The 14859-nt window shown below is 67.7% G+C and carries 13 protein-coding genes and 1 other RNA gene; 13 read left to right on the top strand and 1 reads right to left on the bottom strand.

The annotated features are described in order from the left end of the window. Positions 1 to 7 precede the first annotated feature (7 nt). Positions 8 to 392, top strand: a transfer-messenger RNA (tmRNA) gene (gene ssrA, locus BM109_RS13360). A gap of 214 nt (positions 393 to 606) precedes the next feature. On the opposite strand, the gene BM109_RS41195 is transcribed toward ssrA, so the two are convergent. Continuing rightward, positions 607 to 765 carry a hypothetical protein gene (locus BM109_RS41195; protein WP_177239329.1) on the bottom strand — a complete coding sequence of 53 codons (159 nt, stop codon included), beginning with the start codon at positions 763 to 765 and terminating at the stop codon, positions 607 to 609. A 222-nt stretch (positions 766 to 987) separates the two neighbouring features. Here BM109_RS41195 and BM109_RS13355 point away from each other — a divergent pair, with 222 nt between their 5' ends. The 12 genes from BM109_RS13355 (at position 988) to ntrC (ending at position 14808) form a co-directional block, all read left to right on the top strand. Further along, on the top strand, positions 988 to 2583 hold the full coding sequence (locus tag BM109_RS13355) for a methyltransferase regulatory domain-containing protein (RefSeq protein WP_093343397.1): 1596 nt from the start codon (positions 988 to 990) through the stop codon (positions 2581 to 2583). A 59-nt stretch (positions 2584 to 2642) separates the two neighbouring features. After that, entirely contained in the window at positions 2643 to 4376 is a 1734-nt protein-coding gene (gene ggt, locus BM109_RS13350; protein ID WP_093343395.1) for a gamma-glutamyltransferase, read from the top strand. A gap of 91 nt (positions 4377 to 4467) precedes the next feature. After that, entirely contained in the window at positions 4468 to 5199 is a 732-nt protein-coding gene (locus BM109_RS13345) for a pseudouridine synthase (protein ID WP_093343394.1), read from the top strand. An 89-nt stretch (positions 5200 to 5288) separates the two neighbouring features. Next, positions 5289 to 6308, top strand: coding sequence for a YncE family protein (locus tag BM109_RS13340; RefSeq protein WP_093343392.1), 1020 nt, complete (start codon positions 5289 to 5291; stop codon positions 6306 to 6308). Further along, positions 6292 to 7113, top strand: coding sequence for a polysaccharide deacetylase family protein (locus BM109_RS13335; RefSeq protein WP_093343390.1), 822 nt, complete (start codon positions 6292 to 6294; stop codon positions 7111 to 7113). Before BM109_RS13340 ends, BM109_RS13335 begins: the two co-directional genes overlap by 17 nt. Positions 7114 to 7123: 10 nt before the next feature. Continuing rightward, positions 7124 to 8098, top strand: coding sequence for a sterol desaturase family protein (locus BM109_RS13330; protein WP_093343389.1), 975 nt, complete (start codon positions 7124 to 7126; stop codon positions 8096 to 8098). Positions 8099 to 8220: 122 nt separating this feature from the next. Beyond that, positions 8221 to 9102 (top strand): EI24 domain-containing protein, encoded by an 882-nt coding sequence (locus tag BM109_RS13325; protein ID WP_093343387.1) that lies wholly within the window; start codon positions 8221 to 8223, stop codon positions 9100 to 9102. Beyond that, entirely contained in the window at positions 9099 to 9899 is an 801-nt protein-coding gene (locus BM109_RS13320) for a competence/damage-inducible protein A (protein WP_093343386.1), read from the top strand. Before BM109_RS13325 ends, BM109_RS13320 begins: the two co-directional genes overlap by 4 nt. A gap of 147 nt (positions 9900 to 10046) precedes the next feature. Beyond that, entirely contained in the window at positions 10047 to 11462 is a 1416-nt protein-coding gene (gene glnA, locus BM109_RS13315; protein ID WP_093343384.1) for a type I glutamate--ammonia ligase, read from the top strand. A 147-nt stretch (positions 11463 to 11609) separates the two neighbouring features. Then, the gene (locus tag BM109_RS13310) at positions 11610 to 12113 is read left to right on the top strand and encodes a hypothetical protein (protein ID WP_093343383.1); all 504 of its coding nucleotides are present in this window, start codon (positions 11610 to 11612) and stop codon (positions 12111 to 12113) included. Between the two features lie 40 nt (positions 12114 to 12153). Further along, positions 12154 to 13233, top strand: a complete 1080-nt coding sequence (gene glnL, locus BM109_RS13305) for a nitrogen regulation protein NR(II) (RefSeq protein ID WP_093343381.1) — start codon at positions 12154 to 12156, stop codon at positions 13231 to 13233. 24 nt (positions 13234 to 13257) lie between these two features. After that, complete coding sequence (ntrC, locus tag BM109_RS13300) at positions 13258 to 14808, top strand: nitrogen regulation protein NR(I) (protein ID WP_093343380.1); 1551 nt, start codon at positions 13258 to 13260, stop codon at positions 14806 to 14808. The last annotated feature ends 51 nt before the right edge of the window (positions 14809 to 14859 follow it).

Raw genomic sequence — 14859 nt, 5'->3', positions numbered from 1 at the left:
CCCCCTTGGGGCTGCACTGGTTTCGACGCGGGTTCGGAGTCGCAGCGGGGCATGTCGAGCTGAATGCGCTCGTAAAACAGATTCAAACAAACTAACTGCAAACGACGAACGTTTCGCACTCGCTGCTTAATTGCCAGTGAGCCTTGCAACAGCAGGCCGATGGGCTGGGCAAGGGGGTTCTGAGCAATCAGTGCCTCCCGGCTGCAAGGATAATTACATCGGCTGGCTTCGATCCGGGTACCTTGGGTCGGGGCAAGAAAATAGGGTGCTGGCGTCCGGTGTAGCGTGCGACTGCGCGACTCCGGAAGCGAGACTTAAATCAGATCGCTAAACATGTAGAACTGCGCGATGAAGGCTTGCGGACGGGGGTTCAAATCCCCCCAGCTCCACCACATTGCCTGAGGCTGGCCCGGACCGATCCGGGCTTGGCGACCCGGGAGGCATTCCCGGGTCGGCCACGGCCAAAACCCACCCTCCATGGATCCGGCACGCGTTTCACCTGCGTGAAAGCGCGCGTTCGTGCGTCAGAAGAGCTAGAGGGGGAACGGCAAGGCCGCATGCCTGGCCTCGACGATGTCGAGCCCAGGTGGCCGTCGGCCAGGGGCGCTATCGCGCCAGTCGGTCGCTGTCGCTGCCCGGCTTGGGCATCGGGCCGTTCGGCCCGCGTTCGGCGCGGATGGCCGACATGACGGCAACCAGCATCGCCCCGACGGCGACACCGGCCAGGAAGACCGACAGAACGAAGGATGGATCGGAGAGCTGCATGGTGTCAGAACGCCGATTTGTACACCCAAAGACCGCACCGAGCGCCGCTGGCGCGGAAGGTCGCGGCATTGTCTTACATGCGGCTGTGCGGCGGAACGGAGGCCCTCCTGGACAACCCGACCCCGGCTCTTTTCGCTGTCACGCAGGGCTATATTCGGCGGGCGCTGGCGCGCTCCGATCGCGCGCGTTCTCTCCCTCGCATCTTCCTAAAAAAGGCTGCCCGTGTCCGATTCCCTGACTTCGGTTCTGACGAGCTACTACGACGCGGTGCCCTACGACTCGCACCCGTTCCCTCAGACGGCGGTGGAGCACCTGGAAGCCACGGCATTTCTCTTCGGCCTCGAAACCCCCCCGCCCGCCGGCGCGCGCGTGCTCGAACTGGGCTGCGCGGCGGGCAACAACATCATCCCCTTCGCCGAGCGCCACCCCGGCGCGCGCGCGCTCGGCCTCGACCTGTCGTCGGTGCAGATCGCGCAGGGCGTGAAGGCGATCGAGCGGCTGGGCCTGTCGAACGTCGAGGTGAAGGCCTTCAACATCGCCGAGGTCGACGCCTCGCTCGGCCAGTTCGACTACATCGTCTGCCACGGCGTCTACAGCTGGGTGCCCGGGCCGGTGCAGGACGCGATCCTGCGCGTGTGTTCCGAGAACCTCGCGCCGAACGGCGTGGCCTACGTGAGCTACAACGTCTACCCGGGCTGGAAGGCGCGCGAGATCGTGCGCGACGCGATGATCCTGCGCGGCGGCCCGCGCGACACGCCCGAGGAGAAGCTCTCCTATGCCCGCGGGATGATCGAGTTCCTCGCGCAGTCGGCGCGTCCCGACAGCGTGCTCAAGAAGACGCTCGACGAAACCGCGCCGATCGTGCGCGACGGCGCCACCTCGTACCTGCTGCACGAGTTCCTCGAGCCCTGCAACGCGCCTTGCTACTTCAAGGAGTTCGTCGCGCGCGCCGAGGGCCACGGCCTGGCCTACCTGGCCGAGGCCGAACCCTCGACGATGTTCGTGCAGAACTACGGCGCCCAGGTCCGCGATCCGCTGCTGCGCGAATGCGGCGGCAGCCAGGTGCTGATGGAGCAGTACCTCGACTTCCTGGTCAACCGCACCTTCCGCCAGACGCTGCTGGTGAAGCAGGAGCAGGCGCGCCACATCCGCTATCGGCTCGACGCCACGCGCATTCGCGGCCTGCTGTTCGCGGGCGTGTTCCATGGCGAGAACGGTGCGCCGTTCACACTCGACACGCGCGAGCAGAACTGCACCGCGATCCGCAACGTGACGGTCACCCTGCGCCAGCCGGTGCATAAGGCGGTGGCGCATGTGCTGGACAGCCACTATCCGCTGGCGCTGAGTGCCGACGCACTGATCGCCTGCGTGCTGCCGTTGCTCGGCCAGCCGCGCGAGGCGGTCGAGCCCGCGGTGATGGCGATGCTCGAGGAGATGCTGATCCTCGGCGCGCTGCGCATCCGCCGCACGCCGGTGCCCTCGGTCGCGCAGGTGCCCGCGCGGCCGCAGGCCGCGGCCTCGGTGCGCAACGCGCCGGGCCTGGCACCGGGCCAGGCACCGTCGGTCACGGTCTGCAACGGCTGGCACGAGACCGTGGCTCTGTCGCTGCTCGAGCGCGCGCTGCTGCCGCTGCTCGACGGCACCCGTTCGCACGAGGCGCTGGTCGAACACCTCGAGACCGAAGTGCGCGCCGACCGCCTGCGCTTCGTGCGCAACGACGAGCAGATGACCGATCCCGAGGCGCTGAGCGCCTTCGCCCGCGAACAGGTGGCGCTGGCGCTGCGCGACCTGCGGCGCAAGGCACTGCTCGCCGGCTGAACCCTCGCCAGACACACCCAAACTCCGCAACCAACGACATCTCAAGAGGAGACTTCCAGATGCATCGACTTCCATCGACCCCCCAACTGCGCGCGGCGATCGCCGCCGTGCTCGCGCTGGCCGCCGGCGCTTCGCAGGCCGCGTCGCAGGCGCCGGTCGCGGCCGAACACGGCATGGTGGTGAGCGCCCAGCACCTCGCGTCCAAGGTCGGCGTCGACGTGCTCCAGCGCGGCGGCAATGCCGTCGACGCGGCCGTGGCCGTGGGCTACGCGCTCGCGGTGGTCTATCCGGCCGCGGGCAACCTCGGCGGCGGTGGCTTCATGACGGTGCAACTGGCCGATGGCCGCAAGACCTTCCTCGACTTCCGCGAGAAGGCGCCGCTGGCCGCCACGGCCAACATGTACCTCGACAAGGACGGCAACGTCATCAAGGGCCTGAGCACCAACGGCCACCTGGCCGTGGGCGTGCCCGGCACGGTGTCGGGCATGGAGTACGCGCGCGAGAAGTACGGCACGAAGAAGCGCGCCGAGCTGATCGCGCCGTCGATCCAGCTCGCCGAGAAGGGCTTCGCGCTCGAGCAGGGCGACATCGACATGCTCTGGACCTCGACCGCCGACTTCCAGAAGGACCCGGTCTCCGGCGCGATCTTCCTGAACAAGGGCGAGCCGTTCCAGGTCGGCCAGAAGCTGGTGCAGAAGGACCTGGGCAAGACGCTGCGCGCGATCAGCCAGAACGGCACCGACGGCTTCTACAAGGGCTGGGTGGGCCAGGCCATCGTGGCTTCTAGCCAGGCCGGCAAGGGCATCATCACGCAGGCCGACCTCGACCAGTACAAGACGCGCGAACTCGCGCCGGTCGAGTGCGACTACCGCGGCTACCGCGTGGTGTCGGCACCGCCGCCGAGCTCGGGCGGGGTGATCATCTGCGAGATGCTCAACATCCTCGAGGGCTATCCGCTCAAGGACCTGGGCTTCCGTTCGGCGCAGTCGGTGCACTACCAGATCGAGGCCATGCGCCATGCCTACGTCGACCGCAACAGCTACCTGGGCGATCCCGACTTCGTGAAGAACCCGCTCGATCGCCTGCTCGACAAGGGCTATGCCGAGAAGATCCGCGCCGCCATCGACCCGAAGAAGGCCGGCGTCTCCAAGGACATCAAGCCCGGCGTCGCGCCGCACGAGGGCAGCAACACCACCCACTACTCGATCACCGACCAGTGGGGCAACGCGGTCTCGGTCACCTACACGCTCAACGACTGGTTCGGCGCCAAGGTCACGGCCGCCAAGACCGGCGTGCTGCTCAACAACGAGATGGACGACTTCACCTCGAAGGTCGGCGTGCCGAACATGTACGGCCTGGTGCAGGGCGAGGCCAATGCCATCGCCCCGGGCAAGCGCCCGCTGAGCTCGATGAGCCCGACCATCGTGTCCAAGGACGGCAAGCCGGTGTTCGTGGTCGGCACGCCGGGCGGCAGCCGCATCATCACGGCCGTGCTGCACACCATCCTCAACGTGGTCGACTACGGCATGAACGTGCAGGAAGCCGTCGATGCGCCGCGCTTCCACCAGCAATGGCTGCCCGACGTCACCAACGTCGAGACCTTCGCGCTGAGCCCCGACACCCGCAAGATCCTGACCGACATGGGCCACAACCTCGGCGTGCCGCAGCCGGCCAACCACCTGGCCGCGATCATCGTGGGCGCGCCCACCCTGGGCGGCAAGCCGGTGGGCAACAACCGCTTCTACGGCGCCAACGATCCGCGCCGCAACACCGGGCTGGCCGCGGGCTACTGACCCGCCGACAGGAAGGCGCCGGACCGGTCCGCGCCTTCTGAGACACTCCAGGGCGGCCGCATGCGAAGCGCGGCCGCCTTTTCTTTTCGCCATGCAACTGCAAGACATCCTCTATTCCCAGGGCTTCGGCACGCGGCGCGTGTGCGCCGGCCTGGTTCAACAGGGCCTCGTGACCATCGCCGGCGCGGTGGTCGACGATCCCGCCACCGATCTGGACGCGGAAGGCCTGCAGTTCACCGTGCAGGGCACCGCCTGGGCCTACCACGAGAAGGCCTACCTGATGCTGCACAAGCCGGCCGGCACCGAGTGCTCGCAGAAGCCCTCGACCTATCCGAGCATCTACACGCTGCTGCCGTCGCCGCTGCGGCTGCGGCCCAACAAGGGCGCGGTGCAGGGCGTGCAGGCCATCGGCCGGCTCGACCAGGACACCACCGGCCTGCTGCTCCTGACCGACGACGGCCAGTTCATCCACAAGATGGGCTCGCCCAAGCACCACGTGCCCAAGGTCTACGAAGTGACGGCCAAGCACCCGATCGACGACAAGCAGATCGCCCGCCTGCTGGCCGGCGTGGTGCTCGACGACGATCCGAAGCCGGTGCGCGCGGCCGCCTGCGAGTCCGACAGCCCGCTGCACCTGCGACTCACGCTGACCGAGGGCAAGTACCACCAGGTCAAGCGCATGCTGGCCGCGGTGGGCAACCGCGTCGAGGCGCTGCACCGCTCGCGCATCGGCACCGTGGCGCTGCCCGCGAACCTGGCGCCCGGCCAATGGCGCTGGCTGGCGGCCGACGAGGTCGCCGCCCTGCGCGCGCCTGCGAAATAACTGTCAACTGGCCGCCTTTTCGGCGGCTGGCGGTCAGCCAGCCGTCGGTTCGGATCGTTAACATTCGAAGCCCTTTTCCGGAACTTCCCTTGCGCTTTCTTTCCCGTTCGACCGGCCGCGCCGCGGCCCTGCTGTCCGCCTGCCTGTTCGGCGCGATCGCCTTCACGGCGCCGCTCGCCGCCAACGCGGCTCCCCCGGAACCCCCGCCGATCTTCGTGCTCAACTCGCTCGATGCCAGCGTCAGCGTGATCAACCCGGTCGACTGGACCGAGAAGCAGCGCATTCCGACTGGCAAGGAGCCGCACCACATCTACATGACGCCCGACGAGAAGTCGGTCATCGTGGCGAATTCGGCCGGCGATTCGCTGACCTTCGTGAACCCGCGCACGGCCGAGGTGCAGCGCGTGGTCTACGGGATCATCGACCCCTACCAGCTGCAGTTCTCGCGCGACATGAAGTGGTTCGTGACCGCGGCCAACCGGCTCAACCACGTCGACGTCTACCGCTGGGACGGCAAGGACCTGAAGCTGGCCAAGCGCATCGCCACCGGCAAGACGCCCAGCCACATCTGGATCGACAACACCAGCACCATCGCCTACGTGACGATGCAGGACAGCGACGAGATGATCGCCGTCGACCTGCCGACGCAGACCATCCGCTGGCGCGTGGCCACCGGCCCGATGCCGGCCGATATCTACGGCGTGCACAACGACAAGACGCTGCTCGTGGGCCTGACCGGCAGCGACGGCGTGCAGGTGTTCGACGTGGCGGGCGCGCAGCCGAAGCTGGTGGGTAAGATCCCGACCGGCAAGGGCGCCCACGCCTTCCGCTCGGCCGGCGACGGCAAGAGCGTGTTCGTGAGCAACCGGGTCGCCAATTCGATCAGCCGCATCGACCTCGCCACGCTCAAGGTCACCGACACCTACCCGGTGCCCGGCGGCCCCGACTGCATGGACGTGTCGGCCGACGGCAAGACTCTCTACGTCACCTCGCGCTGGGCCAAGAAGCTCAGCGTGGTCGACCTGGCCAGCGGCAAGGTGGTGCGGCAGGTGAATGTCGGCCGTTCGCCGCACGGCGTCTGGACGCTCGACCATGCGAAGCGCATCTAGCCCGCGCCGGCGTGCGGCCGCGGGGCTCGCCGCGCTGCTGGCCGTCGCGGTGGCGATTCCCGCCGGGGCCCAGAGTGCCGCGGCGAGCTGCGAGAAACCCGTCTACCTGACCTTCGACACCGGCCACATGGGCATCGCGCCGCTGGTGGCCGAGGTGCTCAAGCGCCAGCAGGTGCACGTCACCTTCTTTGCCGCCGCCGAGCGCACCCAGACCGAGGGCGACAGCCTCGACAACCACTGGGCCGCCTGGTGGAAGGCGAGGGCGGCCGAGGGCCACGAGTTCGGCTCCCACACCTACGACCACGTCTACTGGCGCGCCGACCTCAAGGGCGTGACGCCGAGCTTCCGCGTCAAGCCCTCGGCGGGCGCGCTGGCCGGGCGCGAGTTCACCTGGAGCGCGGCCGAGTACTGCGCCAACATCCGCAAGTCCTCCGAGCGGCTCGAGCTGATCACCGGCAAGAAACCGCTGCCGCTGTACCGCGCGCCCGGCGGCAAGACCTCGCCCAAGCTGCTGGCCGCCGCGCGCGACTGCGGCTATGCGCACGTGGGCTGGGCGCCCGCGGGCTTCCTCGGCGACGAGCTGCCGAGCGAGAAGTTCAGCAACGAGAAGCTGCTCACGCAGGCGCTCGACACCATCCGCCCCGGCGACATCCTGCTCGCGCACCTGGGGATCTGGTCGCGCAAGGATCCGTGGGCGCCGGCCAACCTCGAGCCGCTGATCGTCGGGCTCAAGGCCAAGGGCTTCTGCTTCCAGACGCTGCGCCAGCATCCCGACTACCGCGCCTGGATCGCATCGCACCCCTGAGGCGGCTTCCGTGATCGACTGGCTGACGGATCTCTTCTCCTCGCTGCAGGGCTGGTTCTTCGAAACCGTCGTGCAGCCCTTCGTCTATGCGATCGGCCTCGGCGGCTGGACCGAAGACGCCTTCGACGCCACCGGCTGGCTGCTGGTCGGCCTGATCCAGATCGTGGTGCTGGTCGCGCTGATCGGCCCGCTGCAACGCTGGCGCGCCGTGGAGCCGGTGACCGACCGGCGCGCGATCCGCATCGACGTGCTCTACACGCTGATCCACCGGCTGGGCCTGTTCCGGCTCGCGATGTTCTTCACGCTGCAGCCGGTGTTCGACGACCTCATGGGCAGCCTGCGCGCGGCCGGCTGGGGCACCTTGCACCTCGACGAACTCTGGCCCGGCGTGACCGACGTGCCGGTGATCGCGTTCGCGATCTACCTCGTGGTGCTCGACTTCGTCGGCTACTGGATCCACCGCGGCCAGCACCAGTTCAACTGGTGGTGGGGGCTGCATTCGCTGCACCACTCGCAGCGCCAGATGACCATGTGGAGCGACGACCGCAACCACCTGCTCGACGACATCCTGCACGACACCCTGATCGTGATCGTGGCGCAGCTGATCGGCGTGGCGCCCGGGCAGTTCATCGCCTTCGTCGCCTTCACCCAGCTCAGCGAGAGCCTGCAGCACGCCAACCTGCGCCTGAGCTTCGGCGCCCTCGGCGAGCGGCTGTGGATCAGCCCGCGCTTCCACCGGCTGCACCACAGCATCGGGCTGGGCCACGAGTCGAACGGCAAGAGCACGCTCGGCGGCCACAACTTCGGCGTGCTGCTGCCCTGGTGGGACATGATGTTCGGGACCGCCAACTTCGAGAACCGCTACGACCCGACCGGCGTGCGCGACCAGGTCGAGCCCGATGCCGCGGGCAAGGTGCGCGACTACGGCCAGGGTTTCTGGGCCCAGCAGTGGCTGGGGCTCAAGCGCATGGTCGGCCGCGGTTGAGCGCGGCGGCTTCTCTCCAGCTGCCTCACTTGCGCGCGGCGTGCGCGCGAACCGGCGAATCGCCCGGCCGCCGGCTCTGGCTTCACGGCCACGCGGGGCGCGCCGGGTTATCCTCCGGCCCGATGCGCCTGCTCCTCGACTCCTTCTGGCGCGCGGTGGCCTATTGCATGCTGCCGCGCGTGATCGTGCTGTCGTTGGTGCCGCTGGGCCTGATGGTGCTGCTGGCCGCCGTCTTCGGCTACTTCTACTGGGACGCCGCGGTCGCCTGGACGCGCGGCGCGCTCGAATCCTGGCCGCTGCTGGCCAGCTTCTGGGAATGGATCGGGCGGCTGTTCTCGGGCGACGTCACCTCGGTGCTGGCGCCGCTCGCCGTGGTGTTCGCGGCCACGCCGCTGATCGTGGTGCTGTCGCTCCTGATCGTGGCGGGCTTCATGGCGCCGGCGCTCACGCGGCTGGTGGCCGAGCGCCGCTTTCCCTCGCTCGAGCGCAAGAAGGGCGCCTCCTTCTTTGGCAGCGTGGCGCGTTCCATCGGCCTGACCGTGCTGGCGCTGCTCGCGCTGGTGGTGTCGATGCCGCTGTGGCTGATTCCCCCACTGGTGCTGATCCTGCCGCCGCTGATCTGGGGCTGGCTCACCTACCGCGTGATGAGCTTCGACGCGCTGGCCGAGCACGCCAGCGCCGAGGAGCGCGCCACCTTGCTGCGCGCGCACCGGCTGCCGCTGTTGTGCATCGGCGTGCTCTGCGGCTACCTGGGCGCGGCGCCGAGCATCGTCTGGGCCTCGGGCCTGCTGTTCGCCGCCGCCTTCTTCGTGCTGGTGCCGCTCGCGATCTGGATCTACACCCTGGTCTTCGCCTTCTCGGCCCTGTGGTTCGGTCACTACTGCCTCGATGCGCTGGCGCAGCTGCGCGGCCAGCGCGCGGCCGCCGCGGCGGCCGCCATCCCGGGCGACGCCGCCGCCATCGAGGCCGACCAGGCCATTCTCTCCCAATGGAAATCCCCATGACCCGTGAATTCGGCCTGATCGTCGTCGGCGACGAGATCCTTTCGGGCAAGCGCCTCGACAAGCACATGCCCAAGGTGATCGAGCTGCTCGCGGCGCGCGGCCTGCAACTGGGCTGGGCCGAATACGTGGGCGACGTGCCCGAGCGCATCACGGCCGCGCTGGCGCGCGCCTTCGCCTCGGGCGACGTCGTCTTCTCGACCGGCGGCATCGGCGCCACGCCCGACGACCACACCCGCCAGTGCGCCGCCAAGGCGCTGGGCGTGCCGCTGGCGCTGCATCCCGAGGCCGAGCTGCTGATCCGCGAGCGCATGCAGGACACGGCGCGCGAGCAGGGCGTGGCCTACGAGCCCGACCGGCCCGACAACATCCACCGGCTCAACATGGGCGTGTTTCCCGAGGGCGCCCGGATCATCGCCAACCCCTACAACAAGATCCCGGGCTTCAGCGTGGGCGACGTCCATTTCGTGCCCGGTTTCCCGGTCATGGCCTGGCCGATGATCGAGTCGGTGCTCGACGCCCGTTATGCCGATCTTTTCGTCCGGACCCGGGTCCTGGAGAAGTCCGTGATCGTTTTCGGTGCCATGGAAGCCACCCTCACGCCCCTGATGCAGGCGATCGAGGAACGGCATGCGCGCATCAAGGTTTTCAGCCTGCCGAGCGTCGATCACCCCCAGTACGGCCGTCATATCGAGCTCGGCGTCAAGGGTGACCCGGAACTGCTCGACGCGGCCTACGGCCAGCTCATCGAAGGCCTGCACACTTTTAATGCGCAACTTGGCCCAGAATTGGTGCGTTGATTTTGATCGCACCAATTTGGTGAATTCGGCCGTGTTTCAGGCCGCCAAAGTGCGCGTCGCCGGCCGTTCATCGCAGGCGACAATGGCACAGAAACTGCATCCCGCATCCCTGTATTCCCAACCACCCATCCAACTCAGGAGAAATTGATGGCAAAGACCGTCGCCGACGTCATGAAGCTCGTGAAGGAAAACGAGGTCAAGTTCGTCGACTTCCGTTTCACCGACACCCGCGGTAAAGAACAACACGTGACCGTGCCCGTGTCGCACTTCGACGAAGACAAGTTCAGCTCGGGCCACGCGTTCGACGGCTCGTCCATCGCCGGCTGGAAGGGGATCGAGGCGTCGGACATGCAGCTGATGCCCGACCCGAACACCGCGAACATCGATCCCTTCTTTGAAGAGACCACGATGATCCTGACCTGCGACGTGATCGACCCGACCGACGGCAAGCCGTACGAGCGCGATCCCCGTTCGCTGGCCAAGCGCGCCGAAGCCTACATGAAGGCCTCGGGCCTGGGCGACACGGCCTACTTCGGTCCGGAACCCGAATTCTTCGTGTTCGACGGCGTGCGCTGGAAGAACGACATGTCGGGCTGCTTCGTGAAGATCGATTCCGAAGAAGCCTCGTGGAACACCGACAAGGAATACGAGCACGGCAACAGCGGCCACCGTCCCGCCGTCAAGGGCGGCTACTTCCCGGTTCCCCCGGTCGACAGCTTCCAGGACATGCGTTCGGAAATGTGCCTGGTGCTCGAATCGCTGGGCATCCCGGTCGAAGTGCATCACCATGAAGTGGCCAACGCCGGCCAGATGGAACTCGGCACCAAGTTCAGCACGCTGATCCAGCGCGCCGACTGGGTCCAGCTGCAGAAGTACGTGATTCACAACGTGGCCCACGCCTACGGCAAGACCGCCACCTTCATGCCCAAGCCCATCGTCGGCGACAACGGCTCGGGCATGCACGTGCACCAGTCGGTCTGGAAGGACGGCAAGAACCTGTTCGCCGGCGACGGCTATGCAGGCCTGTCGGACTTCGCGCTGCACTACATCGGCGGCATCATCAAGCACGCCCGTGCCCTGAACGCCATCACGAACCCCGGCACCAACAGCTACAAGCGCCTGGTCCCCGGCTTCGAAGCCCCGGTGAAGCTGGCCTACTCGGCCAAGAACCGCTCGGCCTCGATCCGCATCCCGTTCGTGGCGAACCCCAAGGGCCGCCGCGTCGAAGCGCGCTTCCCCGATCCGCTGATGAACCCGTACCTCGGTTTCGCAGCGCTGCTGATGGCCGGTCTCGACGGCGTGGAAAACAAGATCCACCCGGGCGAAGCCGCGAGCAAGGACCTCTACCATCTGCCGCCGGAAGAAGACGCGCTGATCCCGACCGTCTGCCACAGCCTCGACCAGGCCCTCGAGTACCTCGACAAGGACCGTGCCTTCCTGACCAAGGGCGGCGTGTTCACCGATGCGTACATCGATGCCTACATCGACCTGAAGATGCAGGAAGTCACGCGCTTCCGCATGGCCACGCACCCGGTCGAATTCGACATGTACTACTCGCTCTGATCGCGGTTTCCCGCTCGGAGTAACACGAAAGGACGGCCTCGGCCGTCCTTTTCATTGGGGCCGGAACATCCTGTCATCGGGGGCGTCGAATTGCATGAAAATGCGCCTTTTCGCGCTCTCCCGGGCCCTCGAGGCCCCCAAGATCCCATGAAGACTGCCGCACCACTTCTCCTCCTGGCCGCTTCCCTTTTCGCCCTGCCGGCGCTTGCCCAGGAGCGCGTCTGGCGTTGCGGGAACGAATACACCAACAACGCCACCGTCGCACAGCAGCGCGGCTGCAAGGTGATGGAGGGCGGCAACGTCACCGTCGTGCAGGGCGCCTCGCGCGCCGCGCTCGGCGGTGCCGCCGCTTCGACCTCCGCGGCCCGCTCGCCGGCCGGCAGCCCGCGCGTCGAGGGTTCCGACCAGCGCGCGCGCGACGGCGAGGCGCGCTCGGTGCTCGAGTCCGAGCTGCGCAAGGCCGAGTCCCGCCAGGCCGAGTTGCAGAAGGAATACAACAACGGCGAGCCCGAGAAGCAGGGCAGCGAAGGCCGCAACTACCAGAAGTACCTCGACCGCGTGGCCGAGATGAAGGCCGAGCTGGCCCGCAACGAAAGCGACATCGCCGGCATCCGCCGCGAGATCAGCCGCCTGCCGGCACCCAAGAACTAACCCGTTCCTGCATCGGCAGGACGAACACCACAGGATTTCCATGGCTTTCGGAAAGAAGGCGGCAAGCGCCAGTCCGCGCTTTCAGGCCTTCGACCTGCTGTCGACCCTGATCGCGGTCGTCAACAGCAAGGGCTCGGTGCTGTTCGCCAATGCCGGCCTCGAAGACGCGCTCGGCACCTCGCGCCGCACGCTCGAGGGCTCGCAGTTCGGCGCCTGCTTCCACGAACCCCAGGTGCTGCGCACCGCCATCGACGGCGCGAGCGCCAACGACTTCGCCACCCTGCGCTACGAGGCCTTCCTGCGCCGCGTCAACCACGAACTGATGCCGGTGCAGGTCACGCTGGCCAAGGGCGAGAAGGCCGGCGAACTGATCGTCGAGATGCTGCCGCTCGAGCACCAGGTGCGGCAGGACCGCGAGGAGCGGCTGCTCGACCAGGCGCAGGCCAACAAGGAACTGATCCGCAACCTCGCGCACGAGATCAAGAACCCGCTCGGCGGCATCCGCGGCGCCGCGCAGCTGCTGCAGATGGAGGTCGAGTCGCGCGACCTCATCGAATACACCCAGGTCATCATCCACGAGGCCGACCGGCTGCAGACGCTGGTCGACCGCCTGCTGGCGCCGCACCGCCGGCCGCACGTGGTGGGCGACGTCAACATCCACGAGGTCTGCGAGCGCGTGCGCTCGGTGATCCTCGCGGAGTTCCCGCGCGACCTGCACATCGAGCGCGACTTCGACGTCTCGATCCCCGAGTTCCGTGGCGACCGCGAGCAACTGATCCAGGCCACGCTCAACATCGTCCACAACGCCGCGCAGGCCCTGGCCGAGCGCCGCGCGGCCGGCGATGCGTGCATCACTTTCAAGACCCGGGTCGCGCGCCAGGTGATCTTCAACAAGCAGTGGTATCGATTGGCACTGGAATTGCATGTCATCGACAATGGACCGGGCGTGCCGGACGCGATCAAGGACCGAATCTTCTATCCGCTGGTGTCGGGTAGAGAGGGTGGTACAGGGCTGGGTTTGACGCTCGCACAGACTTTTGTGCAACAGCATCACGGCGTGATCGAGTGCGACAGTGTCCCGGGCCGAACCGATTTCAAGATATTGATTCCGCTGCCCTAGCAGCCACCGGCAACAAGGAGATGCATGAAGCCGATCTGGATAGTTGATGACGACCAATCGATCCGCTTCGTGCTGGAGAAGGCCTTGCTGCGGGAGGACCTTCCGACCCGCAGTTTCACCAACACGCGCGAAGTGCTGGCGGCTCTCGAACAGGCCGCCGAGGACGAGCAGCAGGGCCCGCAGGTCCTGGTGAGCGACATCCGCATGCCCGGCGGTTCCGGGCTCGAGCTGCTCGACAAGATCAAGGCCAAGCATCCGGGCCTGCCGGTCATCATCATGACGGCCTTCTCCGACCTCGACAGCGCCGTCTCGGCGTTCCAGGGCGGCGCCTTCGAATACCTGCCCAAGCCCTTCGACCTGCCGCGCGCGGTCGAGCTGATCCGCCGCGCCGTCGACGAGAGCCAGCGCGAGGAAGTGGCCGAGGAGCGCATGGTCGCCGCGCCCGAGATGCTCGGCCAGGCGCCCGCGATGCAGGACGTGTTCCGCGCCATCGGCCGGCTCTCGCAAAGCAACGTCACGGTGCTGATCACGGGCGAATCGGGCTCGGGCAAGGAGCTCGTGGCCCGCGCGCTGCACAAGCACTCGCCGCGCGCCAACGGCCCCTTCGTCGCCATCAACACCGCCGCCATCCCCAAGGACCTGCTCGAGAGCGAACTCTTCGGCCACGAGCGCGGTGCCTTCACGGGTGCGCAGACCATGCGGCGCGGCCGCTTCGAGCAGGCCGAGGGCGGCACGCTGTTCCTCGACGAAATCGGCGACATGCCCTTCGACCTGCAGACGCGCCTCTTGCGCGTGCTCAGCGACGGCCACTTCTACCGCGTGGGCGGCCACAACTCGGTCAAGGCCAACGTGCGCGTCATCGCGGCCACCCACCAGGACCTCGAGCAGCGCGTGAAGCTCGGCGGCTTCCGCGAAGACCTGTTCCACCGCCTCAACGTCATCCGCCTGCGGCTGCCCGCGCTGCGCGAACGCGGCGAGGACGTGCCCGCGCTCACGCGCCACTTCCTGCAGCAGAGCGCGCGGCAGCTCGGCGTCGAGCCCAAGCGCATCTCCGATGCGGCGCTGGCCAAGCTCGCGGGCTTCAACTTCCCCGGCAACGTCCGCCAGCTCGAGAACATCTGCCACTGGCTGACCGTGATGGCGCCGGCGCAACTGATCGAGGCCAAGGACCTGCCGCCCGAGGTGCTGGCATCGGGTGCCGCGCCGCTGCTGGCGCCCGACAGCCACGCGGGCGAGCCCGTGGCGTATGCGACGGCTGCCGTGCCCGTGACGCCGCATGCGTCCACGCCTTTCGCAGGCGCGGTGGCCGACAGTGCCGTGCTGGCGCCTGCCGCTGCGGCGCCGGCTCCTGCGGAGGCTTCCGGCAATTGGGAAAGCGGTCTCGAGGCCGAAGCCCAGGCGCTGCTCGCGGCCGGGCGCACCGACGTGTGGGACGTGCTGTCGCGCCGCTTCGAATCGCGCCTGATCCTCACGGCGCTGTCGAGCACGCGCGGCCGCCGCATCGAGGCCGCGCAGAAGCTCGGCATCGGTCGCAACACCATCACGCGCAAGATCCAGGAACTCGGCATCGAGTGATGCCCGGCGAGCCCGCGGCCTCGGCGCCGCGCGGCTCGTCTTCTCGCCGGA

It is taken from the genome of Variovorax sp. PDC80 (genome assembly GCF_900115375.1).
GTDB lineage: Bacteria > Pseudomonadota > Gammaproteobacteria > Burkholderiales > Burkholderiaceae_C > Variovorax.
This window is presented reverse-complemented; position numbering and strand designations above follow the sequence as displayed.

What these genes read in the sequence shown, in the direction of transcription:
- ntrC (WP_093343380.1), top strand. Translation starts at nt 13,258, where the DNA reads ATGAAGCCGATCTGGATAGTTGATGACGACCAATCGATCCGCTTCGTG.
- BM109_RS41195 (WP_177239329.1), bottom strand. Translation starts at nt 765, where the DNA reads ATGCAGCTCTCCGATCCATCCTTCGTTCTGTCGGTCTTCCTGGCCGGT.
- BM109_RS13345 (WP_093343394.1), top strand. Translation starts at nt 4,468, where the DNA reads ATGCAACTGCAAGACATCCTCTATTCCCAGGGCTTCGGCACGCGGCGC.
- BM109_RS13335 (WP_093343390.1), top strand. Translation starts at nt 6,292, where the DNA reads ATGCGAAGCGCATCTAGCCCGCGCCGGCGTGCGGCCGCGGGGCTCGCC.
- BM109_RS13310 (WP_093343383.1), top strand. Translation starts at nt 11,610, where the DNA reads ATGAAGACTGCCGCACCACTTCTCCTCCTGGCCGCTTCCCTTTTCGCC.
- ggt (WP_093343395.1), top strand. Translation starts at nt 2,643, where the DNA reads ATGCATCGACTTCCATCGACCCCCCAACTGCGCGCGGCGATCGCCGCC.
- BM109_RS13325 (WP_093343387.1), top strand. Translation starts at nt 8,221, where the DNA reads ATGCGCCTGCTCCTCGACTCCTTCTGGCGCGCGGTGGCCTATTGCATG.
- glnL (WP_093343381.1), top strand. Translation starts at nt 12,154, where the DNA reads ATGGCTTTCGGAAAGAAGGCGGCAAGCGCCAGTCCGCGCTTTCAGGCC.
- glnA (WP_093343384.1), top strand. Translation starts at nt 10,047, where the DNA reads ATGGCAAAGACCGTCGCCGACGTCATGAAGCTCGTGAAGGAAAACGAG.
- BM109_RS13320 (WP_093343386.1), top strand. Translation starts at nt 9,099, where the DNA reads ATGACCCGTGAATTCGGCCTGATCGTCGTCGGCGACGAGATCCTTTCG.